Here is a 25,723-nt window from a genome sequence, read left to right on the forward strand (position 1 = left end):
CAATATCAGAAAAGACTTCATATAATTCCAAAGGAGACTTCTTTATGCTTGACGAACGCATGTTTCGCATAGTTGTTGCGTTTTTTGTCTCTCTGCTAACGGTTTTAATCCTAACTCCTATCGTAAAAAAAATTGCGATCAAAATAGGTGCAGTTGACCAGCCCAGCAACCGAAAAGTACATGATAAAATAATGCCCCGTATGGGCGGCTTGGCCATCTTTATCGGCGTAGCGGCGGGTGTGCTCGCGGCCGGCATATATAATGAAACGAAAATGACCGCCATTACGGTGGGTGCGTTTATTATTGTTATTTTAGGAATCCTTGATGATAAATACCAATTAAGCGCAAAGGTAAAGTTTTTCGTCCAGCTGGCCGTGGCCATTATGATTGTGAGCACGGGACTGAAAATGGACTTTTTCTCCGTACCGTTTTTAACGGAACGTTTAGAATTGGGATGGGTCGCTTACCCGCTGACAGTGTTATGGATCGTCGGTATTACGAATGCGATGAACCTGATTGACGGTTTGGACGGACTCGCTGCCGGCCTGTCGGTCATCGGACTCTCCACTATCGCCGTTATGGCGTTGTCCGGAGGGAAAATCCTTATTCTGTCACTTTCACTTGTCGTGATAGGAAGCACACTCGGATTTTTATTTTATAATTTTCACCCGGCAAAGATATTTATGGGAGATACCGGATCGCTCTTTCTCGGATACGTCATCTCAGTACTCTCATTATTAGGTCTTTATAAAAGTGTTACTTTATTCAGTATCATCATTCCGATCATCATTTTGGGCGTGCCGATTTTTGATACGACATTCGCCGTCATCAGGCGGATTTTAAACAAACAGCCGATCTCAGCGCCTGATAAGTCACATATACACCACCGGCTGATGGCCTTCGGGCTGTCACACCGCACGGCTGTCATTATCATTTATTTAATCGGCTTTATTTTCAGCGTCAGTGCCATCCTGCTGAAAAGCGCGACCATTTGGCTTTCGCTGTTTATTATTTTTGTATTGATTGTATTTATGCAAATCATAGCAGAGGTCACAGGGTTAGTAAATGAACAATTTAAACCATTTACCAAGTTTTACAAAAGATTGGTAAAGAAAAATTAAAAAGAGCAGATCATGCGAATGGTCTGCTTTTTTGCTATTCTCTTATTATATAGAAAAACCCGATCCTGCTCAAAGGATCGGGTTTACTCTTAATAGCCTGTTGTGCCGCCGGACTGTGTGCTGTCCGTACCGTTTGCACCTGCAGTACCGTTGGTTGAATCGGTTGTGCCGCTTGTTCCTGTGCTCCCGGAAGTCGAATCAGCCGTACCGCCTGTTCCCGTGCTGTCGGAAGTTGAATCAGTCGTACTGTCCGTTCCGGTGCTGTCAGAAGCGGGATCGGATGCCGTGCTGTTTCCGGACGGGTAATCCAGGTGCTTCTGCAATTCCTGCCGTACTTTCTCGAGATTGGTTGGATCCGGCTGGAAATAATATGTTCCGCGCGTAGTTGCGGTTCCGCCTAAATATAAATCTGATCCTGTTATGGTCAGTGTATCAATCTTTTTGCTGGTAAAGCCGCTGTAAATCTGCTGAAGAGCGAGTCCTTCAGTGATTCGGATATTCGTTTGGACATTATTGCTCGCTGTTTCAGCGATTTTATCGATTTTAGCAATATTTCCAGCTCTGGACATTTGGTCGATCAGTGCGTTTAAAATTTGCTTTTGGCGGTCATTCCGGCCGAAGTCTCCGCGCTTATCCTGCTTTCTCATCCGCGCGTAAGCCAAAGCCTGCTCACCGTTCAAATGCATGTTTCCTTTCTTGAAATAGATCCGTTTCTTTTTACTGACGTCACTCATCTCGTCGAAGTCAAACGGCACTTTTACATCGACCCCGCCTACTTCATCAATAACATCCTTAAAGCCATTGAAGTCGACAGTGACATACTTATCAATCGGTATGCCTAATAAGTCTTCGACGGTTGAGACGGTTTCATCCGCTCCGCCCTTAGCAAAAGCCGCATTGATTTTTGTTTTGTTGCCGGTTGTGTCGCCGGCAAGCGTCACCCGCGTATCACGCGGAATACTCATCATTTTCATTGTTTTATTTCTCGGATCAAGGGTAACGACAATAAGAGAATCTGATCGTCCGCCTTTTCCGCTGGTGGCATAATTTTCGATCCCCATAAACAAAATGGAGAACGGTTTTTTCTTCATATTGATGACTTTATCCCGCAATTTTGATTTGTCTCCGCGGGAAAGGGCATCATATGCATTATCTGCCGCATTGATCGTTTTGTATACTTTGTATCCGCCAAATCCGGCAGCAACTAACAAAACGAGGGTAAGCAGCAGCAAAATCCGTTTGAATATGATCTTTCGTTTGCTTTTCTTTTTCTTTCGAACACGCACTCTTACACGTTCAGCCATTACATTAGTCTCCTTTAGGGCTGACGTCTGTTTCTAAATACGTCAGTTCTCCCTCTGTATTCTTACTCTTGCCGTTCGTCAGTTCTGTCATCCATTTTAGAAACGCTTCTTTGTCTTTTTCTTCAACGTACGTTTCAAATTCGACATGATCCGCATAATGGATATCTTTCAGTAAAAAAACTGATTCTCTCAGTTCGTTCTCTATCTTGCCGAGCCACGTATAATCCGCTGATGTATGCATAATCCGCATCAGCTTCCGCTCCGTAACTCCTATATGATTTAAGCCTTCAGACACTGACTTCCCATATGCACGAATCAATCCGCCTGCACCGAGCTTTATTCCGCCGAAATACCGGGTAACCACCGCGCAGGTATCTTTCAGACCGCGTTTTTTCAGCACTTCCAGCATGGGGACGCCGGCTGTGCCGCTTGGCTCTCCGTCATCATTGGCCTTTTGTATATGGTCGGTTTCGCCGATCAGATAAGCTGAGCAGTTATGAGTCGCATTCCAGTGCTGTTTTTTTATCTTTTGTATAAATTCCTGCGCTTCCTCTTCAGAAGCAGCACGGCTCAGGTGACAGATAAAACGTGATTTTTCAATCACAATCTCATGTTCACCCGTTTCTTTAACAGTTAAATAGCTGTGCAGCATGATTGCTGGACCCTCCTGACAAGCATTAAAAGACTTGTTTCTACAAATTCGAACAGACTTTAGAATTTTTGCGCATATTTTGGTATCATGAAAGAGTAAGATACTATATAAAAATGTTTTTTTCTAGAATATACGCATTCTTTCATTATAATTCGACATAAATTGCAGTTCAATTACATTTATAATAAAAATACATAACAACACCGTTACGGAGGGAGACAGATGAATAAATCGAAGATGGACTCCAAAGTTTTGGATTCTATACTTATGAAAATGCTGAAAACCGTGGACGGGAGCAAGGACGAGGTTTTTCAAATCGGAGAGCAGTCGCGCCAGCAATATGAGCAGCTGGTTGAAGAACTCAAACAGATCAAACAGCAGGTGTACGAAGTCATTGAGCTGGGCGACAAACTTGAAGTTCATACGCGGCACGCACGAAACCGCTTGTCTGAAGTAAGCAGAAATTTCCATAAGTTCAGCGAAGAAGAAATTCGCAACGCCTATGAAAAGGCGCACAAACTTCAAGTGGAACTGACGATGATCCAGCAGCGTGAAAAGCAGCTGCGGGAGCGCAGAGATGATTTAGAACGCCGGCTTTTGGGGCTTCAGGAAATCATTGAACGGTCAGAATCATTGGTCAGCCAAATAACCGTCGTTCTGAATTACCTGAATCAAGACCTTCGCCAAGTAGGGCTTCTTCTTGCCGATGCGCAGGCTAAACAAGATTTCGGCTTAAGAATCATTGAAGCCCAAGAGGAAGAAAGAAAAAGAGTTTCCAGAGAAATTCATGACGGTCCCGCGCAGATGCTGGCAAATGTCATGATGAGATCGGAATTAATTGAACGGATCTTCCGCGACCGCGGCACGGAGGACGGATTTCAGGAAATCAGAAATCTTCGGCAGAATGTGCGGAATGCCCTTTACGAAGTCAGACGGATTATATATGATTTAAGACCGATGGCATTGGACGATCTCGGGCTGATTCCGACACTGAGAAAATATCTTTATACAACTGAAGAATACAACGGAAAGGTGAAAATACATTTTCAGTGTATCGGAGACACGGAGAACAAAAGGCTTGCCCCGCAATTTGAAGTGGCGCTTTTCCGTCTCGCTCAGGAAGCCGTCACAAATGCACTCAAACATTCAGAGTCAGAGGAAATAACAGTAAAAGTGGAAGTAACCGCTGATTTTGTCGTTCTTATCATTAAGGACAACGGAAAAGGCTTTGATATTAAGGATGCTAAACAAAAGAAAAACAAGTCATTCGGCTTGCTGGGAATGAAAGAAAGAGTAGATCTGCTTGAAGGAACGATAACGATAGACTCTAAAATAGGTCTTGGGACATTTATCATGATTAAGGTTCCGTTATCTCTCGGCCTATAATTTGTTAAATAGAGCCAAAAGACATATTGACCGAACAGCGGCGTATATAGAACAATAGGATAAGGAGGCGTAGCGTGTGACTAAAGTAAATATTGTTATTATCGACGACCATCAACTATTCCGTGAGGGTGTAAAAAGAATATTGGATTTTGAACCTACCTTTGAAGTGGTAGCAGAAGGTGACGATGGAGATGAGGCGGCTCGAATCGTCGAGCATTATCATCCCGATGTTGTCATAATGGACATCAATATGCCGAATGTAAATGGAGTAGAGGCTACTAAACAGCTTGTTGAGCTGTACCCTGAATCTAAGGTGATTATCCTCTCCATCCATGATGATGAAAACTATGTGACTCATGCTTTAAAAACAGGTGCAAGAGGCTATCTCCTGAAAGAGATGGACGCAGATACTTTAATCGAAGCAGTGAAAGTGGTAGCCGAGGGCGGTTCTTACCTTCACCCGAAAGTAACCCACAATCTTGTCAACGAATTCCGCCGTCTTGCGACAAGCGGAGTTTCTGCTCATCCTCAGCATGAGGTTTATCCGGAAATCCGGAGACCATTACATATATTAACGAGACGGGAATGTGAAGTGCTGCAAATGCTTGCAGACGGAAAAAGCAACCGCGGAATCGGTGAATCATTGTTTATCAGTGAGAAAACAGTGAAAAACCACGTGAGTAATATTTTGCAGAAAATGAACGTTAATGACCGGACACAAGCCGTTGTCGTAGCCATTAAAAACGGCTGGGTAGAGATGCGTTAGTCATGTATGAGAAGACTTGCCATAATAGGCAAGTCTTTTTTTACAGCTTCATATCTATTAAAATACTTATTAAGTACTTAATAAGGCAGGTAAAGTGATGAAGATTGCAGTTGTAACAGACAGTACAGCATATATTCCGAAAGAGATGAGAGAAGAACATCATATTCATATGATCCCTCTTCAAGTGGTTTTCGGTGAAAAAACATTCCGCGAAGAAACAGAACTCGACTGGAGAAGTTTTTATAAAGAAGTAAAAAATCATGATGAGCTGCCGACTACGTCCCAGCCTTCTTTCGGTGAATTAATCGCATTGTACGAAGAACTGGGCAAAACATATGACGCAGTCATAAGCATACATTTGTCCAGCGGAATCAGCGGAACTTATAACAGCGCCGCCTCGGCAAACACTATGGTTGATCATATTAAAGTTTATCCCTTTGATTCAGAGATCAGCTGTTTGGCGCAAGGTTTTTATGCATTAAAGGCAGCACAGCTCATTAAAGACGGTGTTGACTCACCGGAAGAGATTATTAAAGAGCTGGAAGAAATGAAAAAAACAGTCCGTGCGTATTTTATGGTGGATGATTTATCACACCTCCAGCGGGGCGGGCGTCTAAGCAGTGCTCAGGCTTTTATCGGCGGTCTGTTAAAGGTAAAGCCTATTCTTCATTTTGACAATAAGGTAATTGTTCCTTTTGAAAAGATTCGGACACGCAAAAAAGCGATTTCGAGAATTTTTGAACTGTTTGGGGAGGATGCAAGTAAAGGAATCCCGATGCGGGCCGCTGTCATCCATGCAAACAGGGAAGAAGAAGCGGCGGATATTATACAGGAGTTAAGCGGTAAATATCCTCATGTCGAATTCTATAACAGCTATTTCGGTGCCGTGATCGGAACCCATTTGGGCGAAGGCGCCATCGGAATCGGCTGGTGCTTTAAAAACTAAGTGAAAATCTCCGTTTTCAAGGGCGGAGATTTTTTTATTATTAAATTTTCGTGATTCGACAAAAAAATTCTCGGCAGGCATACTTTGAGCAGAAAGGAGGCAGGGAGATGGCCGAAGGTGCTTCAGAATTTTCAGAGGTGCGGGATTTCTTTTACGGCCGGCATTTATTGAGATCTGAGATACCGTTTTCAGATCATTGCATCAAGCGTTTTATAGAAAAAGAATATATAACGGCCGAGCCGTCAATCATCCGCCGGAAAAACCGTTACGTCTGCCAACGATGCGGTCAGTCTGATCAAGCCTGCTTTGCGGCATTTTGGGCGCCCTCTGCCAAAAGGCAGATTACCTATTGCCGTGCCTGTGTCATGATGGGAAGGGCTGATGAACTGACATTATTATATTCTTGGAATCAAGCCCCTGAAAACAGATGGAAGCCTGTAAAGCTTTCTTGGGAAGGAACACTGACAGACGGACAGAAGCAGGCCGCCGCCGCGCTTACAGATGCGATAAAAGAGAGACAAGAGCTGTTAGTATGGGCGGTTTGCGGATCGGGGAAAACAGAGATGCTGTTTCCTGGTATCGAGTTTGCCCTGAATCAAGGTTTGCGCGTCTGTGTCGCGACTCCGCGCACAGATGTCGTACTTGAACTGCTGCCGAGACTGAAAAAAGCATTTGAGAAAGTCGACGTTTCTGCTTTGTACGGCGGCAGCGAGGACAAAGGCCGCTTGACTCCGCTGATGATTTCAACCGCTCACCAGCTGATGCGCTACCGAGACATTTTTGATGTCATGATAATAGATGAAGTAGATGCGTTTCCTTTTTCAGCCGATGAGACATTAAGGTTCGCTGTTGATAAAGCGAGGAAGAAAAACAGCGCCCTTGTTTATGTAACGGCAACTCCTTCAGACACATTAAAAAAGAATGCTGAAGCCGGTTTGCTGAAAAGCGTTCGCATACCGGCCAGATATCATCGGAAACCCCTCCCGGAGCCGCGTTTTTTGTGGTGCGGCAATTGGAAGAAGAAGCTTCAGAAAGGAAAACTGCCGCGCTCTGTAACGGATTGGGTCCGCCAAGAACTTCAATCACAGCTGCCGGTTTTCTTATTCGTTCCGTCTGTACACGTATTGAAAAAGACAACGGATTATTTTCAGAAATTAAACATACGGGCAGAAGGCGTACATGCGGAAGACACATTCAGAAAGGATAAAGTGAAACGGTTCAGAGACGGCCGGCTTGATCTGCTGGTAACGACTACGATTTTAGAAAGAGGGGTTACCGTGCCTAAAGTTCAGACATGTGTCCTCGGCGCAGAAGCACCTATCTTTACTGAGAGCGCGCTCGTACAGATCGCGGGCAGAACGGGAAGGCATTATAAACATTTCAGCGGTGATGTCGTCCTGTTTCATTTCGGAATTACAGTCGGAATGAAAAAAGCAAAAAAACATATAGAACATATGAACAAATTGGCACAAAAAAGTAAATTGTTGGACTAGTTAATTTCAGAAAACATGATACAGTATACTCATACTTTCCTATGAGGAGCTGTCAGCATGCTTGTCAATTCTAAAGAAATCATATTAAAGGAACTTCTCGACCGCCATATGCCTAAGCTTCATATGAAATGCACATGCCGGGTATGCAAAAATGATGTACTGGCACTTTCATTAAACCGGGCTGAGCCGGCATATGTTACAGATAAAAAGAAAGTTGCTTATGCAAAAGCAGAGATAGTTGATAAACAGAAAAATACGGCGCTGCTTGTCATTCTGGCTGAATCAGCGGCGATTGTTTCGGTTAATCCAAGCGAGTTCTGTGAAACTCGGGAAGGAGCGTAATATCTCTGAATTGTTTATTGTGTGACTCACCAATTTCAAGTTCATTGACTTGGAGATCTCTGTTTTCTCTGGCGCCCGAGCAAGAGGTATGCACCATATGCAGCAGCCGATTCGAAAAAATTGAAGGCTCCGTATGCAGTATATGCGGGAGGCCTCAGGAGTCAAATGAAAAATGCGCTGATTGTGCGGCCCGGGAATCAAAAACGGAAAAGCGCTTTTTGCTGCGGCAAAACCGTTCGGTATATTTGTATAATGATGCGATGAAGGACTCATTAGCCCGGTTTAAATTCAGGGGTGATGCGAAAATCATTCAAGCATTTGGACGTGACTTTGCTGCCGGCTTTAAATCGGCATATCCATCAAATACACATACTCTCATCCCTATTCCGCTGAGCGGCGAACGGCTGGCGGAACGCGGATTCAATCAATCCGAGCTGCTGGCCTCTCTGCTCGGAATGCCCGTCATTTTCCCCCTCATCCGACTGAACAATGAAAAACAATCCAAAAAGAGCAAAACAGAAAGGCTGTCCGCAGAAAAAAAGTTTTCAGCAGCCGAAAACTCGGCCGAAGGTATGAACGTCATCTTAATAGACGATATTTATACGACGGGCGCCACACTGCATCAAGCCGCCGAAGTCCTGCTGACAGCGGGTAAAGCGTCATCGGTCTCCTCTTTTACTTTAATCAGGAGCTAAATCATTCTTTTTTTCTGCCGATATAATTGATAGAAATATAAGGCAGATTAAAGAAGGAATAGGAGTTAATACGATGGGTGAATTGGCGAATTGTCCAAAATGCAATGCTTTATTTTTTAAAACGAACCTGCAGACCGTGTGCCAGGCATGTATTAAAGAAGAAGAAAAAGCATTTGAAACCGTCTATAAATTTTTGAGAAAGCAGATCAACAGACAGTCGACGATGCAGCAGATCACTGAGGAAACAGGTGTGGATGAAGAGCTGATCCTCAAGTTTATCAAACAAAAAAGGATTCAGATCAGCCAGCTTCCGAATTTGGCATATCCTTGCGAAAGGTGCGGAAATCCGATCAGGACGGGAAAATTTTGCAAGTCCTGTCAGACAGATATTGAGTCACAATTAGACCATATGAACCAAAAAACAGCCGCTGAATTCAAAGAAAAAAACAGTACAAAAGACACATACTATGCCTATAATACCAAAAACACCTGATTCCCTAAACTAACTGATAACGCAGTCGATAAAAGAATTAGACTGCGAACAGAAAGCGAGAGGAATCCTATGAAAATCAATCAGTACGGAACACAATCCGTTAATCCATACCAAAAAAATTACGAAAAGCAAGCCGTACAAAAAGAGGCTGCAAAGCCGAAGGACAAAGTGGAAATTTCTTCTCATGCAAAAGAGCTTCAAAATGCGTCAGATGCGGTCACTAAAACACGTCAGGAAAAAATCGCTCAGCTTAAAGCGGATATAGAGAGCGGAACATATAAAATAGATTCAAACAGCATCGCTGAAAACATAGTGAATTTTTATAAAAAGCAATAAAAAGGAGAAAGTCAATGTCTGCAAAGCCAATTATTGATCAACTGAAGCGACTTTGCGCACTGCATGAACATCTGCTCACGCTGTCTGAGGAGAAAACGGAAGCGCTGAAAGCAGGTAAAACAAAAGAGCTCTCCAACATATTGACTAAAGAGCAAAAGTATATTCAGGCAATCGGGCAGACTGAGGAAGAACGAATCAGGTTAACTTCTCAGTTTCTCAGCCGCGGTGAGGACAATACAATTGCTGCATGCATCTCCAGAACTTCAGGCAGTGAAAAACAGGAGCTTGAAGGGTTATTTCACTCTCTGTCTGCGCTTCTTGACCGTCTGAAAGAAGTGAATGAGATGAACAAACAGCTCACGATTCAGGCTTTACAATTCATCTCCGGGGCATTCGATATGATCATGCCGGGTGAAAAAGAGAATATGAATTATAAAGAGCCGCAAGCGGCGCGCAAGCCTGTCAGCCGTTTGACATTATTCGATTCAAAAGCTTAGAACGGAGGATTTTCAATGCCATCGACTTTTATGGGGCTCGAAACAGCAAGGCGTGCATTGAGTGCGCAGCAGACTGCATTGAGCACAGTTTCAAATAACGTTGCAAATGCAAATACAGAAGGATATACGAGGCAGCGCGTCACATTACAATCGACGAGCCCTTATCCCGCGGTATCAAAAAACAGTGATCTGACGGCCGGCCAAATCGGAACAGGAGTAAAAGCCGGTTCAGTTGAGCGCGTCAGAGACAGTTTTTTAGACTATCAGTACAGAACGGAAAATACAAAATTAGGGTACTATACAGCCCGTTCCAATTCATTGTCGCAAATGGAAGGCGTCATGAAAGAGCTTGACAATAACGGATTAAACGGATCGCTCAGTTCATTTTGGAATGCCCTTCAGGATCTGGCGACGAATCCGGAAAATACGGGAGCGCGCTCAGTTTTGCAGGAGCAGGGGAAATCTCTTGCCGAAAGTTTTAACTATATATCTACCTCTTTGACTAACATTCAGGGTGATATTAAAAAGAACCTGGATAACACAGCTGATCAGGTCAATTCCATTCTCAATCAGCTGAATGACCTTAACAATCAAATAGCGGCAGTTGAGCCGAGCGGTATGCTCCCTAATGATTTGTATGACCAAAGAGACAGATTGATTGATCAATTATCTTCTATGGCAAATATAAAAGTTTCATATAATAAGTCGGGCGGACATGCCTTGGCGACTGCTGAGGGCACGGTTAACGTCGAATTGCTGAACGGGAACAACAATTCTCTCGGAACGCTGCTCGACGGTAACACAAAAACAGTTTCAGAAATGAAAATCAACTACGACAAGGACAGCGGACTCGTGTCGAGTGTGTCAGTCGGCAGCAGTACGGTCAATGCGGATGCATTTACCGGAAAAGGCTCACTTTTAGGTCTTATTGAATCATACGGCTATATGTCAAACGGAGAAGAAAAAGGGCTTTATCCTGAAATGCTGACGGCTCTTGACAATATGGCGCTATCCTTTGCTGACGCGTTTAATGCAGTTCATGAAAAAGGGAAGACCTATACAGGCGAACAGGGTGCAGCATTTTTTGATTTCAGCGGTGATGAAGCGGTGCCGGCAAAAGGTGCGGCAGCGAAAATAAAAGTCAGTGACAAAATCCTTGCGTCTACTGATAATATCGCAGCGTCGTTAAACGGAGAAAAAAGTGACGGCACAAACGCGACAAATCTTGCAGCCGTACAGAACAGCAAGCTGACTATTAACGGTGAAACCACTACAATTAATGACTTTTATGAATCCCTTATCGGAAAGCTGGGCGTTAATTCACAAAAAGCGGCCAATCTTATGAACAACTCTGAAAGCAACACCCTTTCAGCCGATGAACGGAGACAATCAGTCAGTGCAGTGTCTTTAGATGAAGAAATGACAAATATGATTCAGTTTCAGCACGCTTATAATGCGGCTGCGCGGATCATAACGATGCAGGATGAAATATTCGATAAAATTATTAACGGTATGGGCACCGGAGGAAGATAGGAGATAAGTAAATGAGAGTAACTCAAGGGATGATCGCAAAAAATTCTCTTCGATTTATCGGCTCAAGTTATGACAAGCTCGATCGGCTTCAGCAGCAAGTGTCTACGGGGAAAAAAATCACGAAAGCTTCTGATGATCCGGTCGTCGCAATGAAGGGAATGCAGTACCGTACTCAGCTTGCGCAGGTAAACCAGTACCAACGGAATGTTTCGCAAGGTTTTACATGGCTGGAAAACTCGGAATCAAGCGTAAACTCGGAAACGGATATTATGGGGAAAATCCGGGACTTGATGGTTCAGGCGAAAAGTGATTCGAACGGTGAAACAGAATTGAAAGCAATCGGTACAGAAATCGGCCAGCTGAAAAAGCAGCTCGTTTCTGTCGCGAATACTCAGGTAAACGGACGTTATCTGTTTAACGGAACGAATTCAGATGTCCCGCCGATCACTGAAAATGCCGACGGCACATATACGTACAACTATGAGAATTATACCGGTGCTTCGGATGTTAACATCAACATCTCAAACGGAGCAGTGCTGAAAGTGAATTCTGATCCAAACTCAGCTTTCGGAGGCGTCGCACAAAATGGAGATAATGTATTTGAATTTCTCAACTCCTTAGAAGCTTCTTTAAGCAAAGGCACGCTGTCCGAAGCAGATTCAAATCAAATTCTGTCAGATATCGACGGTTTTACTGACAAAATGAATGCTGAAAAATCCAATATCGGCGCACGCACAAACCGGTTGGAACTCATTCAGACAAGATTGGAATCACAAGCGGCAACCGCTGAAAAAGTATTGTCGGATAATGAGGATGTAGAAATGGAAGATGTAATTGTTGATTATTTATCTCAACAGACGGTTCATAGAGCAGCGCTGTCAGTGAATGCGAATATCATTCAGCCGTCACTGATCGACTTCCTGAAATAATATAACTATCGTCTTCAATATATAAAAAAAGCGACTCACAACAGGGAGATCGCTTTTTTTACTAAAATACTATAAACAGGAGGGATCTCTGTGCAGATGCCGAGATTGATTATTGACAGTGTGCCTGCTAAAATCGGTATAACCTTTCAAAAGGAAGAAATCGAGATGGAACAGCCGCCCGCTGACCTGGAAATCGAGCAGCCGCCGGCAGAGCTGAACATTGAAAGCACGCCGGCCAAACTGACGATTGACCAGACGAGGGCGTGGGAGAACTTGAATCTCAAATCATTTGAAAAGCTGAACGCTGAAGCCGCTCAAAAAGGTGCGGAAGCCTGCAGCGAGTTTATCGCAAAAACAGTCAGGGAAGGGAAGGAAATGGCGGCTATCGAAAAGAAAACGGGCAATGTGATGGCCCGGCAGGCAGCAGATGTCAGGCCGCCCGATCCATTCGGCGAATTCAGCGATTTTCTGCCTGCGCAGTTTCTCGTCGACATTGACTGCATTCCTTCAAAGCTTACGATTGATATTGAAGCCCGCAAACCTTCAATTGAAGCAGCCGTCAATAAACCTGTATGGAATTATACGCCGGGGAAAGTTCAGATTGATATGATGCAAGACCCTAAGGTGACGATTTCGGTTGATGATGGCAACGCAGAATAAAAGATGAAAGTGGTAAAGGATTGTGAAGCATGATAATTAAAACAAAATATCACGGAGAAATCAGAATAGATGAAGGGCAGATTATCTCATTTGAAAACGGCCTGCCGGGATTTAATGACGAGACTCAATTTGTTGTTCTTCCTTTGTCGGAAGATTCACCGTTTTTGGCGCTGCAGTCTGTGAAACAGGAGCACATCGCCTTTATTGTCGCCAGCCCGTTTATTTTCTTTAAAGGGTACGAATTTGACATTGACCAAGCGACGCTTGAGCTTTTGCATATTGAAGATATAGAGGACGTCGAAGTGATGGCGATTTTAACGCTGGAAGAGCCTTTTGAAAACACGACCGCCAATTTAAAAGCGCCGATTATCGTCAATAAAAAGGAAATGAAGGCGAAACAAATCATTTTACATGATGCTTCCTATGAAACAAAACATCTGATAGGAGGAGGATCATGCTAGTTCTCTCAAGAAAAGTGAATGAGTCCATTCAGATCGGGCCGGATATTGAAATAAAGGTGATCGCCATCGAAGGAGAACAAGTGAAGCTGGGAATTGAAGCGCCTCAGCACGTAGATATTCACCGGAAAGAAATCTACTTGTCGATCCTGGAAGAGAACAACAGAGCCGTATCTTTTAATACTGATTTATTACTTAACTTATCCTCACAAAAAAAGTGAGGATTTTTTTATTTTCAATATAAACAATGGAAGCGGCCGTCCGATATATATATTGTAGCCAATGAGAGGAAAAATTTTCTTCAGAAATGACGCTGCGCAAATGCACAAGGACGTGCGAAAAACAATTCAGGGAGGAAATACAAAATGAGAATCAACCACAATATCGCGGCTCTTAACACTAGCCGTCAGCTGAATGCAGGTTCAAACGCTGCTTCTAAAAACATGGAAAAATTATCTTCAGGTCTTCGCATCAACCGCGCTGGTGATGACGCTGCGGGTCTTGCGATCTCTGAAAAAATGCGTTCTCAAATCCGCGGTTTAGACATGGCGTCTAAAAACGCTCAAGACGGAATCTCTCTTATCCAAACATCTGAGGGTGCATTGAACGAAACTCACAGCATTCTTCAGCGTATGAGCGAGCTTGCTACACAAGCAGCTAACGATACAAACACAGATTCTGACCGTTCTGAGCTTCAAAAAGAGATGGACCAATTAGCGTCTGAAGTAACAAGAATCTCTACTGACACTGAGTTCAACACGAAGAAACTTCTTGACGGAACTGCGCAAAACCTGACGTTCCAAATCGGAGCTAACGAAGGCCAAACAATGAGCCTGTCTATCAATAAAATGGACTCTGAAAGCCTGAAAGTAGGTACGACTTACACAGCAAATGATGACGGTTCTAAGCTTGTAACTGCAGATGGAAAAGAAGCAACACTTGTCACTGACGGTTCTAAAGGGCCGAATGGCTACTATGACGATGCTGATAAATTAGTTTATCAAGCTGACAGTGCATTAGCTAAAGATACAAAAGTAACAAAAGGTATCGACATCTCTTCTTCAGCTAAAGCTGCATCTTCAGCTCTTACAACAATCAAAACAGCTATCGACACAGTATCTAGCGAGCGCGCTAAACTTGGTGCGGTTCAAAACCGTTTAGAGCACACAATCAACAACCTTGGTACTTCTTCTGAGAACCTGACTTCTGCTGAATCACGTATCCGTGACGTAGACATGGCTTCTGAGATGATGGAGTACACGAAAAACAACATCCTTACTCAGGCTTCTCAAGCTATGCTTGCGCAAGCTAACCAACAGCCTCAGCAAGTTCTTCAATTGCTTAAAGGTTAATGACGGAAAGATCCTGGTTCTCCAGGGTCTTTTTTTTATTTCTTCAGCTAACTCCTCCTTCAGCAAGCCAAAGAACCCTATTGACAAAATGAAACATTATATTTTGCAGTTAAATTATTGAAAACCTTTTAATATGACCGATATAAGAATAAGATCATACATTTATGGAGCTGTGATATGATAAACAGTCGGAAACTCACTGTTGTCATAGAGCCGTCTACGACTAAACGCCGAAAAGGAGAGGGTACATATGGTCACAAGAATCACAGGCCTTAATTCCGGTCTTGATGTAGATTCTCTGGTGAAAAAAATGATGGATGCCGAAAAGCAGCCGCTTAATAAATTAAACCAGCAAAAGCAGACGCTTGAATGGAAGCGCGATGCTTATCGGGAAATGAATACCCAGATTGCCGACATGTATTCTACTACATTTAATAATATGCTGATGTCCACAAACTGGAATAAAAAAACAGTAACAAGTTCGGATTCCAGTGTCAGCGCGGTGGCCGTCAGTGCCGAACAGAATATTTCAACGAGCATGTCTGTACAGCAGCTGGCTACGCCGACGACTTATAAATCCTCAGGGGCCATCAATTTCACTTCGGGTCAAAGCCAAACATTGAAATTCAATGTCACAAATCCGGGGGAAACGAAGCCGACTGAGGTAAACGTCACGATCGCCGCAACCGATACGATTGACGATGTCATTTCTAAACTGAACAGCTCGGGTCTCGGAGTGACGGCTTTAAAAGAGAAAATCTCTAACGGCTCGGATTATGTGGACACGATTGCGTTCACTTCCAATAAAACGGGGGAAGGGTTTACCCTTTCAGCAGGTGATGACGCGACCAAAAGCTTTCTGAAAGATCAGCTCGGTTTTGCCGTTGATGATGCAACAAATGAACTGACGGCCAATGCCGAAGGGAAAAACGCGAAGTTTACGTTCAACGGGCTTGAAATGACAAAAACGTCAAATAACTTTACGATCAACGGCATCAAATACACGCTGAACAGCGTGACGGACAGCAACAAAACGGTTACGATTAACAGCACGACTGATACGGACGGCATTTTTAACAACATTAAAGATTTCGTTGATAAATACAATACGTTAATTAAAAGCGCAAATGAGAAGGTGACAGAATCAAAATACCGTGATTATAAGCCGCTAACCGATGAACAAAGAGAAGCGATGACCGATAAGCAGATTGAGCAGTGGGAAGCAAAGGCCAAAAGCGGTTTATTACGGAGCGACAGCACGCTGCAGAACGGTTTGGCGGAGATGCGGCTTGATCTGTACTCAACGGTTACGATTGACGGGAAAAAATATCAGCTTGCCGATTTCGGAATTGAGACGTCTGATAGTTATACGGATCAAGGAAAGCTTGTCATTAAAGACGAAGCGAAACTGAAACAGAAAATTACCGAGAATCCTGCTCTCGTGGCTAAACTGTTTAATGCAGACAGCCCTGATACAGCGAAAACCAAAAACCCGGAGGAACAGGGGATTGCCCGGAGATTAAAAGACACATTAAACAAAATGCAGATTCAAATTTCAAAACAGGCGGGTACGGAAAGCTCGGTATCAACCAGCTTTGCCATTGGAAAAAGCTTGGATGAAATAGAAACAAATATTTCCAATATGAAAACGAAGCTGGATGACATCGAGACGAGATATTATAAAAAGTTCAGCGCACTGGATACGGCATTGGAGAAATTGAACAGCCAATCTTCATATCTCACGTCAATGTTAGGATCTTCAACATCATAACCTTGGAGGTTTTATAAAAATGGCAATAAATAATCCTTTTGCTGCTTACCAGCAGACATCCGTCTTTACAGCCGCTCCGGAAGAGCTGACCCTTATGCTTTATAACGGCTGCCTGCGATTCATTAAGCTGGCCAGGCAGGCGATGAAGCAAAACAACCTTGAAGCCAAAAATGAAAATATTGTAAAGGCGCAAAACATCATTCAAGAGCTCAGCATCACGTTAAACCGGGAGATTGAGATTTCCGAGCAGATGTCATCCATTTATGATTACATCCGCCGCCGGCTGATCGACGCGAACGTGCAGAATAACGGAGAGTTTTTAGATGAAGCGGAAAAGCTCGTTACTGAATTTCGCGACACGTGGAAGCAGGCCATGCAGAGTGAACGGAAAAACAGCCATGGCGCGGGCGGCCTTGCCTGATGAACAGAAATGTCTTTTCTTTGTATAACGAAACGAAGAACATGTACGCCGCACTGAAGGACGCCCCGGAAAGCGACGGTCTTATCAGCAGCGTTACGGCATTTACGGAGAAAAGGGAGGAGATGCTTGCGGGCATAAAGCCGCCTTTTTCCGAAGAAGAAAAAACGCTGCTTCGGCAGGTGGCCGCGATGGACCGTCTGATTACCGGCGAAGTGAAACGGATTCAGGATGGTATCCGAAATGAAATAAAAACGCTTAAGAAAAAACGAATCTACCATAATACGTATTTCAATCCGTATCAGCAAACGACAAGTGACGGCCGTTATTACGACAAACGCAAATAGGTGAGTGTTTTGAGAAGTTTGAACGATTACCATTTGGTGTCAGCCTATTACCAGCTTCTTTTTACGATTGATGAGGGGCTTTGCTACCTGTTGGACACACAGGATGATTTTTTTAAGACGGAGGGCGAGCGGATTTACAACGATTTGATTCAGGCTTTTTTTCATCTCGATTCCTCTCATGCGCTTCTGCTGTCTATCATTGAGTGCCGATGCGTGGAGACGGCGATCCGCTCATTTGACGAGATCTTTCAGGATTTCAGCATGTTAAATGATTATGATTTCCCGTCCGCCCCTTTTCAGGAGTTTTTAAAAACCATATTTCTGCCGCATTATAAGCTATGGATGGAGCAGACGCACGACTGTATCAAACCGTATGTTCTTCACTAGACCTGCTGCAAGCGGCAGGTCTTTTGCCTGCGTCCTTTGCATATACTTATAATCCTGCCGGAAGCTGCCGGATAAAACCGACACCATTCGTCATCGTTCACCGAATTTACACATTATTTTAACGTTTCAGCAGGGATCAGAAGGGGTAAAAGAGAAATAGTTACATATCCTTAGATAAAGGGAGGCGTTCTTTGATGAACTACAATATCAGAGGAGAAAACATTGAGGTTACACCTGCGTTAAAGGATCATGTGGAGAGAAAAATCGGCAAGCTGGAACGATATTTCGAGCAGAGCGTCAATGCCGATGTGAACGTCAACTTAAAATTCTATAACGATAAGGAATCCAAAGTTGAAGTCACCATTCCGATGACTGATCTGGCGCTTCGTTCTGAAGTGCATAACGAGGATATGTACAATGCAATTGATCTCGCAACAAACAAGCTGGAACGTCAAATCCGAAAGCATAAAACAAAAGTCAACCGAAAATTCCGCGAGCAGGGTCTTCCGAAACATTATTTCGAGAACGGCAGCGCTGCTGATACGGGCGTAGCGGTTCAGGACGAAATTGAAGATGACAGCCCGGAAATTGTCCGTCAAAAGCGTTTTAATTTAAAACCGATGGATAATGAAGAAGCGATTCTCCAAATGAATATGCTCGGACATAATTTCTTCGTATTCACCAACGCGGAGACGAATCTCACAAATGTCGTTTACCGCAGAAATGACGGCAAATACGGATTAATTGAACCGACTGAATAAACCCACCCAGCCTTCCGTGAACGCGCGGAAGGTTTTTCTCTATCTTTATCTGCAAATTCTTTGGAAATAGCAAAAGGTATGTTATGATAATGAGAGGTATACATGGACAGAAAATTATCATTTATTCCATGCAAAATCTGCATGTGAACATAGAGGAGCGTTATAGATGCTTGGGATTTTAAATAAAATGTTTGATCCGACCAAACGTGCGCTGAACAAATACGAAAAAATAGCAAATGACATTGATGCCGTAAGAGGAGATTATGAAAATCTTTCTGACGAGGCGCTTAAAAATAAAACGGCAGAATTTAAAGAGCGGCTTGAAAAAGGAGAAACGACGGATGACCTTCTTGTCGAAGCGTTTGCCGTCGTTCGTGAAGCTTCCCGCCGCGTAACCGGCATGTTCCCGTTTAAAGTGCAGCTGATGGGGGGCATCGCCCTTCATGAGGGGAACATTTCCGAAATGAAAACAGGGGAAGGGAAAACGCTGACGTCTACGCTTCCCGTGTATTTAAATGCCTTGACGGGAAAAGGCGTTCACGTCGTAACGGTCAACGAATATCTGGCAAGCCGTGATGCCCAGCAAATGGGAGAAATCTTTGCGTTTCTCGGGCTTACAGTCGGCCTGAACCTGAATTCAATGTCAAAAGACGAAAAACGCGAAGCTTACGCAGCCGATATCACGTATTCAACGAACAATGAACTCGGCTTTGATTATTTGCGTGACAACATGGTGCTCTATAAAGAACAAATGGTGCAGCGCCCGCTTCATTTTGCCGTTATTGATGAAGTCGATTCAATTTTAGTCGATGAAGCGAGAACGCCATTGATTATTTCCGGACAAGCTCAGAAGTCCACAAAACTGTACGTGCAGGCAAATGCGTTTGTCCGCACGCTCAAGAAAGATCAGGATTATACGTATGACGTCAAAACGAAAGGCGTTCAGCTGACGGAAGAAGGAATGACGAAGGCTGAAAAAACGTTCGGCATCGACAACCTGTTTGACGTCAAAAACGTGGCCTTGAACCACCATATCAACCAGGCTTTAAAAGCCCATGCGGCGATGCAGAAAGACGTGGATTATGTTGTTGAGGACGGCCAGGTCGTCATCGTTGATTCCTTCACCGGCCGTCTGATGAAAGGACGCCGCTACAGCGAAGGTCTTCACCAGGCGATTGAGGCGAAAGAGGGCCTGGAGATTCAAAATGAAAGCATGACATTGGCGACGATTACGTTCCAAAACTATTTCCGTATGTACGAGAAGCTGGCCGGTATGACCGGTACCGCAAAAACGGAAGAGGAAGAATTCCGCAATATTTATAACATGCAGGTTGTATCCATCCCGACCAACCAGCCGGTCATCCGTGACGACCGTCCGGACTTGATCTACCGCTCAATGGAAGGGAAATTCAAGGCGGTGGCGGAGGATGTCGCCCAGCGCTACATGACCGGACAGCCGGTTCTTGTCGGTACGGTTGCCGTTGAAACGTCTGAATTGATTTCTAAACTTCTGAAGAATAAAGGGATTCCGCACCAGGTACTGAATGCCAAAAACCATGAGCGTGAAGCTCAGATTATTGAAGAAGCGGGACAAAAAGGCGCTGTCACGATTGCGACCAACATGGCGGGACGCGGAACCGACATTAAACTCGGCGAAGGCGTAAAAGAGCTTGGCGGTCTTGCGGTCGTCGGTACGGAACGCCACGAATCCCGCCGGATTGACAATCAGCTCCGCGGACGTTCAGGACGTCAGGGAGACCCGGGCATCACACAATTTTATCTTTCAATGGAAGATGAATTGATGCGCCGTTTCGGAGCTGAACGGACGATGGCGATGCTTGACCGGTTCGGTATGGATGACTCCACGCCGATTCAGAGCAAAATGGTGTCACGCGCCGTGGAATCATCTCAAAAACGTGTCGAAGGAAACAACTTCGATTCACGTAAACAGCTTCTTCAATATGACGACGTGCTCCGTCAGCAGCGCGAAGTCATTTACAAGCAGCGTTTTGAAGTCATTGACTCTGAAAACCTGCGCGACATTGTGGAAGGCATGATCAAGTCTTCTCTGGAGCGTGCGATTGCAGCTTATACGCCGAAAGAGGAGCTTCCGGAAGAATGGAATCTTGACGGCCTCGTGGAGCTGGTGAATTCAACGTATCTTGATGAAGGCGCGCTTGAAAAGAGCGATATCTTCGGAAAAGAACCGGATGAAATGCATGAGATGATCATGGACCGCATCATGACAAAATATAATGAAAAAGAAGAGAATTTCGGTACAGAGCAGATGCGTGAATTTGAAAAAGTCATCGTATTGCGTGCCGTTGATTCAAAATGGATGGATCATATTGATGCGATGGATCAGCTGCGTCAAGGGATTCACCTTCGCGCTTATGCGCAGACAAATCCGCTGCGTGAATATCAAATGGAAGGCTTCGCAATGTTTGAGCACATGATTGAGTCCATTGAGGACGAAGTTGCGAAATTCGTCATGAAGGCCGAGATTGAAAGCAATCTGGAACGCGAAGAAGTTGTTCAGGGCCAAACGACGGCTCATCAGCCGCAGGACGGCGATGAGGCCAAACAAGCGAAAAAAGCGCCGGTCCGCAAAGTTGTGGATATCGGACGCAACGCGCCTTGCCATTGCGGAAGCGGAAAAAAATATAAAAATTGCTGCGGCCGGACAGAATAGTCTCGACTGTATGAAGCGAACATGACCGGGTCTGCGTCTTATGGCGCCCCGGATCTTTTAATGAGGTGAATGGAATGGAATTATCAGAAATCAGGGCAGAGCTCGAAAATATGGCTTCTCGTTTAGCGGACTTCAGGGGGTCTCTTTGACCTCGAATCAAAGGAAGCCCGCATTGCAGAATTAGATGAAAAGATGGCGGAACCGGAATTCTGGAATGACCAGCAGAAGGCCCAAACCGTCATCAACGAAGCGAACGGTCTGAAGGAATACGTGAACTCCTATCATCAGCTGAGCGAGTCTCACGAAGAGCTGCAAATGACACATGATCTTTTAAAAGAAGAACCTGACCAGGACCTTCAGCAAGAGCTTGAAAAAGAGCTGAAGTCATTAACGAAGGAATTGAATGAATTTGAGCTTCAGCTGCTGCTCAGTGAACCATATGACAAAAATAACGCGATTTTAGAACTTCACCCGGGCGCCGGCGGTACGGAATCCCAGGATTGGGGTTCCATGCTGCTCAGAATGTATACCCGCTGGGCGGAAAGACGCGGCTTCAAAGTTGAAACGCTTGATTATCTCCCGGGAGATGAAGCAGGAATTAAGTCAGTCACACTGCTTATTAAAGGCCACAATGCATACGGCTATTTAAAAGCGGAAAAAGGCGTACACCGCCTCGTGCGGATTTCTCCATTTGATTCATCAGGCCGCCGTCACACGTCATTCGTGTCATGTGAAGTCATGCCTGAATTCAATGAAGAAATCGACATTGATATTCGTACCGAAGATATTAAAGTTGATACGTACCGGGCGAGCGGTGCCGGCGGACAGCACGTCAATACGACTGATTCAGCCGTTCGGATCACCCACCTGCCGACAAATGTAGTCGTCACATGCCAGACGGAACGCTCCCAAATCAAAAACCGCGACCGGGCGATGAAAATGCTCAAAGCGAAGCTGTATCAGCGCAGAATTGAAGAACAGCAGGCGGAGCTTGACGAAATCCGCGGCGAACAGAAAGAAATCGGCTGGGGCAGCCAAATCCGCTCGTACGTCTTCCATCCGTACTCCATGGTGAAAGACCACCGCACCAATACGGAAATGGGGAACGTGCAGGCGGTTATGGACGGAGATATCGATATCTTCATTGACGCCTATTTACGTTCTAAACTGTCGTAATCCGGGAACACACCTGCCTTTGGCAAGGTGTGTTTTTTTATCCGTTCTCTTTTTCCATTTTTCACAACAGCGCTTTAGCAAATTAATACGGTATTTGGCTGTTATTTACTTCTAAGCCGGGAAGACTTAAAATGCTATCGAGAGAAAATCGGAGAACGGAGGATTTTGCATGGATGTGAATCACAATAAGCCGCTCCGTCTGATCAAAGATTACATATATATCATGATCGGCGCGGCGATTACGGGGGTCGTGTTTAACGTATTTTTGCTGCCGAACCGTATAGCAGCGGGGGGAGTAAGCGGGATCAGCACCATTTTAGAAACGTTTGGTTTTGAACCGGCTTATGTGCAGTGGATTATTAACATCCCTTTGTTTATCGCCGGAGTGATCATTCTCGGCGGGAAGTTCGGAATGAAGACACTGGTCGGTTCCATCGTTCTGCCGCTTGCCGTCTTTTTAACAAGAGATTTGCCTGCCGCGACGACCCATGAACTGCTGGCGGCGATTTTCGGAGGCGTCGGGATCGGAACGGGAATCGGCATCGTGTATCTCGGCAAAGGCTCCACGGGGGGAACGGCTCTGGCGGCGCAGATCATTCACAAATACACGGGGCTGTCGCTGGGAACGTGCCTTGCCATCATGGATGGATTAATTGTGCTGAGCGCGATGCTCGTTTTCGGAGTGGAGCAGGGACTGTATGCGATGCTCGGGGTATTTATTTCAAGCAAAACGATTGATGTCGTGCAGGTCGGGTTCAACCGCTCCAAAATGGCTTTAATCATTACGCAGCATGAAGAAGCCGTCAGATCAGCTGTGTTTAAAGAAATCGACAGGGGTGTGACGAAGATTTCCGCAGTCGGCGGGTATACGGAACATGACCGGCCGATCTTAATGTGTGTCGTCGGTCAGACCGAATTCACAAAACTGAAACAAATCGTCAAACAAATTGATGAGTCAGCCTTTGTCATTGTCGCAGACGCAAGCGAGGTGCTCGGCGAGGGTTTCAAACGCGCGTAAACGAGGTTATAATAGCGAAGGGGTGCATCTTACATATGAAATCAAAATGGGCGCTGCTGGCGCTGGTTCTGACCATGTCCGTCCTGCTGGCGGCATGCGGCGGATCCAATGAATCGAAAAAAGAAAGCTCTGACAGCTCAGGCGGATCAAAAGCATCTGCGTCAGCGGGTGAAGAACTTTATCAGCAAAGCTGTATCGGCTGTCACGGTAAAGACCTAGAAGGCGGCGGAGGTCCGAATTTACAGGAAGTCGGCGGGAAGTATGATGAAGCTAAAATTGAAAGCATCATTAAAAACGGACGCGGCAATATGCCGAGCCATCTTGTAAATGATGAGGAAGCCGCGAAGATCGCAAAATGGCTGTCACAGAAAAAATAACAGAAAAACCTTGCCTGTTATAGGGGCAAGGTTTTTTCTCGGTCTGGGAATGAAAAGAAACTGTAATAGTAATATGTCTAAATTTGACGTATAATGAAGTGTACTGAGGAAAAGGAACTTTCAGATTTTTCATCTGTTTCCTGACGAATCGGCCATAAACCGCTGTATGTTTGCGAACTCTATGGCTGCAAGACATAAATAAAAGATTAGGTGATTTCATGATAGAGATGAAAGAAGTATATAAATCCTATCCGAACGGTGTAAAAGCGATTAACGGGCTGTCAGTCATGATTCATCCCGGGGAATTTGTATATGTCGTAGGACCGAGCGGAGCCGGTAAATCTACTTTTATTAAAATGATTTACAGAGAAGAAAAACCGACAAAAGGGCAAATATTGATTAATCATAAAGATCTCGCGGCTGTGAAAGAAAAAGAGATTCCTTTCGTGCGGCGTAAAATAGGTGTTGTTTTCCAGGATTTCAAACTCCTTCCGAAATTGACGGTATTTGAAAACGTAGCGTTTGCGCTTGAGGTTATCGGAGAGCAGCAGTCGGTCATTAAAAAACGCGTGCTCGAAGTGCTCGATCTTGTGCAGCTGAAGCATAAAGCGCGGCAGTTTCCCGACCAGCTTTCCGGAGGAGAACAGCAGCGTGTTTCCATCGCAAGATCCATCGTCAACAATCCTGACGTCGTGATAGCTGACGAACCGACGGGCAACCTTGATCCGGTAACATCATGGGAAGTGATGAAGACGCTGGAAGAGATTAATAACCGCGGAACGACCGTCGTGATGGCGACACACAATAAAGAAATAGTAAACACCATGAAGAAACGGGTCATCGCGATCGAAGACGGAATTATTGTGCGTGATGAGTCAAGAGGGGAGTATGGTTCTTATGATTAAAATTCTCGGGCGCCATTTGCGTGAGAGTTTTAAATCTCTCGGAAGAAACACGTGGATGACATTTGCATCCATCAGTGCCGTTACCGTTACATTGATTTTGGTCGGCGTGTTTTTAGTCATTATGCTGAATTTAAACAACATGGCTAAAAATGCTGAAAAAGAAGTGGAAATTAAAGTATTAATCGATCTGACGTCAAATAAGAAAACGCAGGATACGCTGCAGAATGAGATAAAAGACATTTCAGGAATCCAAAGCGTAGAGTTTTCATCTAAAGATAAAGAGCTTGATCAATTGGTCAAAAGCTTCGGCGACAGCGGAAAGGCCATGAAAATGCAAGATCAGGAAAACCCGCTGAACAACGCGTTTATCGTCAAAACGACAGATCCGCATGATACGCCGAAAGTTGCGAAAAAAATTGAGAAGCTTGATCATGTGTATAAAGTGACATACGGGAAAGAAGAAGTCAGCCGTCTGTTTAAGATCGTCGGGGTGTCACGCAACATCGGGGTTGCGTTAATCATCGGCCTTCTGTTCACGGCGATGTTCTTAATTTCGAATACGATTAAAATCACGATTTTCGCCAGAAGAAAAGAGATTGAAATCATGAAGCTTGTCGGCGCGACAAACTGGTTTATCCGCTGGCCGTTCTTCCTGGAAGGGCTGCTGCTGGGGGTATTCGGTTCTGTCATACCGATCGCTCTCGTACTGAGTACGTACCAGTCGATGGTCGCTTGGGTGGCCCCGAAAGTTCAGGGATCATTTGTTTCACTTCTGCCGTACAGTCCGTTTGTGTTTCAAGTATCACTTGTGCTCATTCTGATCGGCGCGGTGATCGGAGTATGGGGAAGTCTGACTTCCATCCGGAAATTCCTTCGTGTATAAAAAAAAGCCAGTCTGATACAGACTG

General features: G+C 44.7%; 29 protein-coding genes. 27 read left to right on the forward strand and 2 right to left on the reverse strand.

Features of this window, described 5'->3' with window-relative positions; genetic code table 11:
- Positions 1-44: 44 nt before the first annotated feature.
- Positions 45-1,121 (forward strand): glycosyltransferase family 4 protein, encoded by a 1,077-nt coding sequence (locus C5I45_RS02685; protein ID WP_003151382.1) that lies wholly within the window; start codon positions 45-47, stop codon positions 1,119-1,121.
- Positions 1,122-1,210: 89 nt separating this feature from the next.
- Here C5I45_RS02685 and C5I45_RS02690 read toward each other — a convergent pair whose 3' ends face one another.
- Together C5I45_RS02690 and C5I45_RS02695 are read right to left on the reverse strand one after the other, a co-directional pair.
- Positions 1,211-2,425, reverse strand: a complete 1,215-nt coding sequence (locus C5I45_RS02690; RefSeq protein WP_107994213.1) for an LCP family protein — start codon at positions 2,423-2,425, stop codon at positions 1,211-1,213.
- Between the two features lie 4 nt (positions 2,426-2,429).
- Entirely contained in the window at positions 2,430-3,077 is a 648-nt protein-coding gene (locus C5I45_RS02695) for a YigZ family protein (RefSeq protein ID WP_003151384.1), read from the reverse strand.
- 222 nt (positions 3,078-3,299) lie between these two features.
- Here C5I45_RS02695 and degS point away from each other — a divergent pair, with 222 nt between their 5' ends.
- From degS to ftsX, 26 genes are all read left to right on the forward strand, one after another.
- Positions 3,300-4,463 carry a two-component sensor histidine kinase DegS gene (gene degS, locus C5I45_RS02700; RefSeq protein WP_003151385.1) on the forward strand — a complete coding sequence of 388 codons (1,164 nt, stop codon included), beginning with the start codon at positions 3,300-3,302 and terminating at the stop codon, positions 4,461-4,463.
- A 76-nt stretch (positions 4,464-4,539) separates the two neighbouring features.
- Positions 4,540-5,229: a two-component system response regulator DegU gene (gene degU / locus C5I45_RS02705; RefSeq protein WP_003219701.1), complete on the forward strand. Its 690-nt coding sequence runs from the start codon at positions 4,540-4,542 to the stop codon at positions 5,227-5,229.
- Between the two features lie 97 nt (positions 5,230-5,326).
- Positions 5,327-6,175, forward strand: a complete 849-nt coding sequence (locus C5I45_RS02710; protein WP_003151387.1) for a DegV family protein — start codon at positions 5,327-5,329, stop codon at positions 6,173-6,175.
- Between the two features lie 107 nt (positions 6,176-6,282).
- Positions 6,283-7,668, forward strand: coding sequence for an ATP-dependent helicase ComFA (locus C5I45_RS02715; protein WP_043867470.1), 1,386 nt, complete (start codon positions 6,283-6,285; stop codon positions 7,666-7,668).
- Between the two features lie 57 nt (positions 7,669-7,725).
- The gene (locus C5I45_RS02720) at positions 7,726-8,010 is read left to right on the forward strand and encodes a late competence protein ComFB (RefSeq protein WP_003151389.1); all 285 of its coding nucleotides are present in this window, start codon (positions 7,726-7,728) and stop codon (positions 8,008-8,010) included.
- Between the two features lie 5 nt (positions 8,011-8,015).
- Positions 8,016-8,705, forward strand: a complete 690-nt coding sequence (locus tag C5I45_RS02725) for a phosphoribosyltransferase family protein (RefSeq protein WP_196769287.1) — start codon at positions 8,016-8,018, stop codon at positions 8,703-8,705.
- Between the two features lie 73 nt (positions 8,706-8,778).
- Positions 8,779-9,198, forward strand: coding sequence for a TIGR03826 family flagellar region protein (locus C5I45_RS02730; protein ID WP_003151392.1), 420 nt, complete (start codon positions 8,779-8,781; stop codon positions 9,196-9,198).
- A gap of 69 nt (positions 9,199-9,267) precedes the next feature.
- Positions 9,268-9,534 (forward strand): flagellar biosynthesis anti-sigma factor FlgM, encoded by a 267-nt coding sequence (gene flgM, locus C5I45_RS02735; RefSeq protein WP_003151393.1) that lies wholly within the window; start codon positions 9,268-9,270, stop codon positions 9,532-9,534.
- A gap of 14 nt (positions 9,535-9,548) precedes the next feature.
- A complete protein-coding gene (locus C5I45_RS02740; protein ID WP_003151394.1) occupies positions 9,549-10,031 on the forward strand; it encodes a flagellar protein FlgN in 483 nt (160 codons plus the stop codon).
- Between the two features lie 15 nt (positions 10,032-10,046).
- Positions 10,047-11,564: a flagellar hook-associated protein FlgK gene (gene flgK / locus C5I45_RS02745; protein ID WP_003151395.1), complete on the forward strand. Its 1,518-nt coding sequence runs from the start codon at positions 10,047-10,049 to the stop codon at positions 11,562-11,564.
- Positions 11,565-11,575: 11 nt separating this feature from the next.
- The gene (gene flgL / locus C5I45_RS02750) at positions 11,576-12,493 is read left to right on the forward strand and encodes a flagellar hook-associated protein FlgL (protein WP_003151396.1); all 918 of its coding nucleotides are present in this window, start codon (positions 11,576-11,578) and stop codon (positions 12,491-12,493) included.
- A 90-nt stretch (positions 12,494-12,583) separates the two neighbouring features.
- Entirely contained in the window at positions 12,584-13,153 is a 570-nt protein-coding gene (locus C5I45_RS02755; protein WP_007407476.1) for a DUF6470 family protein, read from the forward strand.
- A gap of 29 nt (positions 13,154-13,182) precedes the next feature.
- Positions 13,183-13,614, forward strand: a complete 432-nt coding sequence (gene fliW, locus C5I45_RS02760) for a flagellar assembly protein FliW (protein ID WP_003151399.1) — start codon at positions 13,183-13,185, stop codon at positions 13,612-13,614.
- Positions 13,608-13,832, forward strand: coding sequence for a carbon storage regulator CsrA (gene csrA / locus C5I45_RS02765; RefSeq protein WP_003151402.1), 225 nt, complete (start codon positions 13,608-13,610; stop codon positions 13,830-13,832). Before fliW ends, csrA begins: the two co-directional genes overlap by 7 nt.
- 144 nt (positions 13,833-13,976) lie before the next feature.
- A complete protein-coding gene (locus C5I45_RS02770; RefSeq protein WP_015387631.1) occupies positions 13,977-14,963 on the forward strand; it encodes a flagellin N-terminal helical domain-containing protein in 987 nt (328 codons plus the stop codon).
- Positions 14,964-15,213: 250 nt separating this feature from the next.
- On the forward strand, positions 15,214-16,734 hold the full coding sequence (locus tag C5I45_RS02775; RefSeq protein WP_015387632.1) for a flagellar hook-associated protein 2: 1,521 nt from the start codon (positions 15,214-15,216) through the stop codon (positions 16,732-16,734).
- A gap of 19 nt (positions 16,735-16,753) precedes the next feature.
- Positions 16,754-17,155 carry a flagellar export chaperone FliS gene (gene fliS / locus C5I45_RS02780; RefSeq protein WP_003151407.1) on the forward strand — a complete coding sequence of 134 codons (402 nt, stop codon included), beginning with the start codon at positions 16,754-16,756 and terminating at the stop codon, positions 17,153-17,155.
- A complete protein-coding gene (fliT, locus tag C5I45_RS02785) occupies positions 17,155-17,499 on the forward strand; it encodes a flagella biosynthesis regulatory protein FliT (RefSeq protein WP_107994214.1) in 345 nt (114 codons plus the stop codon). Before fliS ends, fliT begins: the two co-directional genes overlap by 1 nt.
- A 9-nt stretch (positions 17,500-17,508) precedes the next feature.
- Positions 17,509-17,886 (forward strand): DUF8042 domain-containing protein, encoded by a 378-nt coding sequence (locus C5I45_RS02790; protein WP_003151412.1) that lies wholly within the window; start codon positions 17,509-17,511, stop codon positions 17,884-17,886.
- A 194-nt stretch (positions 17,887-18,080) separates the two neighbouring features.
- Positions 18,081-18,647 (forward strand): ribosome hibernation-promoting factor, HPF/YfiA family, encoded by a 567-nt coding sequence (hpf, locus tag C5I45_RS02795; RefSeq protein WP_003151413.1) that lies wholly within the window; start codon positions 18,081-18,083, stop codon positions 18,645-18,647.
- Positions 18,648-18,813: 166 nt separating this feature from the next.
- Positions 18,814-21,339: a preprotein translocase subunit SecA gene (gene secA / locus C5I45_RS02800; RefSeq protein ID WP_003151414.1), complete on the forward strand. Its 2,526-nt coding sequence runs from the start codon at positions 18,814-18,816 to the stop codon at positions 21,337-21,339.
- A 74-nt stretch (positions 21,340-21,413) separates the two neighbouring features.
- Positions 21,414-22,515 (forward strand): peptide chain release factor 2 gene (gene prfB / locus C5I45_RS02805; RefSeq protein WP_096034905.1). Its coding sequence is split into 2 segments (ribosomal slippage): positions 21,414-21,485 and positions 21,487-22,515, totalling 1,101 coding nucleotides; the frame shifts between segments, so codons are not numbered across the junction.
- Positions 22,516-22,684: 169 nt separating this feature from the next.
- Positions 22,685-23,533, forward strand: a complete 849-nt coding sequence (locus tag C5I45_RS02810) for a YitT family protein (RefSeq protein ID WP_058906389.1) — start codon at positions 22,685-22,687, stop codon at positions 23,531-23,533.
- Between the two features lie 35 nt (positions 23,534-23,568).
- Complete coding sequence (cccB, locus tag C5I45_RS02815; RefSeq protein ID WP_003151417.1) at positions 23,569-23,910, forward strand: cytochrome c551; 342 nt, start codon at positions 23,569-23,571, stop codon at positions 23,908-23,910.
- A gap of 218 nt (positions 23,911-24,128) precedes the next feature.
- Positions 24,129-24,815, forward strand: a complete 687-nt coding sequence (gene ftsE, locus C5I45_RS02820) for a cell division ATP-binding protein FtsE (protein ID WP_003151418.1) — start codon at positions 24,129-24,131, stop codon at positions 24,813-24,815.
- A complete protein-coding gene (ftsX, locus tag C5I45_RS02825; protein WP_058906714.1) occupies positions 24,808-25,698 on the forward strand; it encodes a permease-like cell division protein FtsX in 891 nt (296 codons plus the stop codon). The genes ftsE and ftsX overlap by 8 nt, the downstream gene beginning before the upstream one ends.
- The last annotated feature ends 25 nt before the right edge of the window (positions 25,699-25,723 follow it).

This window comes from Bacillus sp. ZY-1-1, from assembly GCF_003047165.1.
GTDB lineage: Bacteria > Bacillota > Bacilli > Bacillales > Bacillaceae > Bacillus > Bacillus velezensis.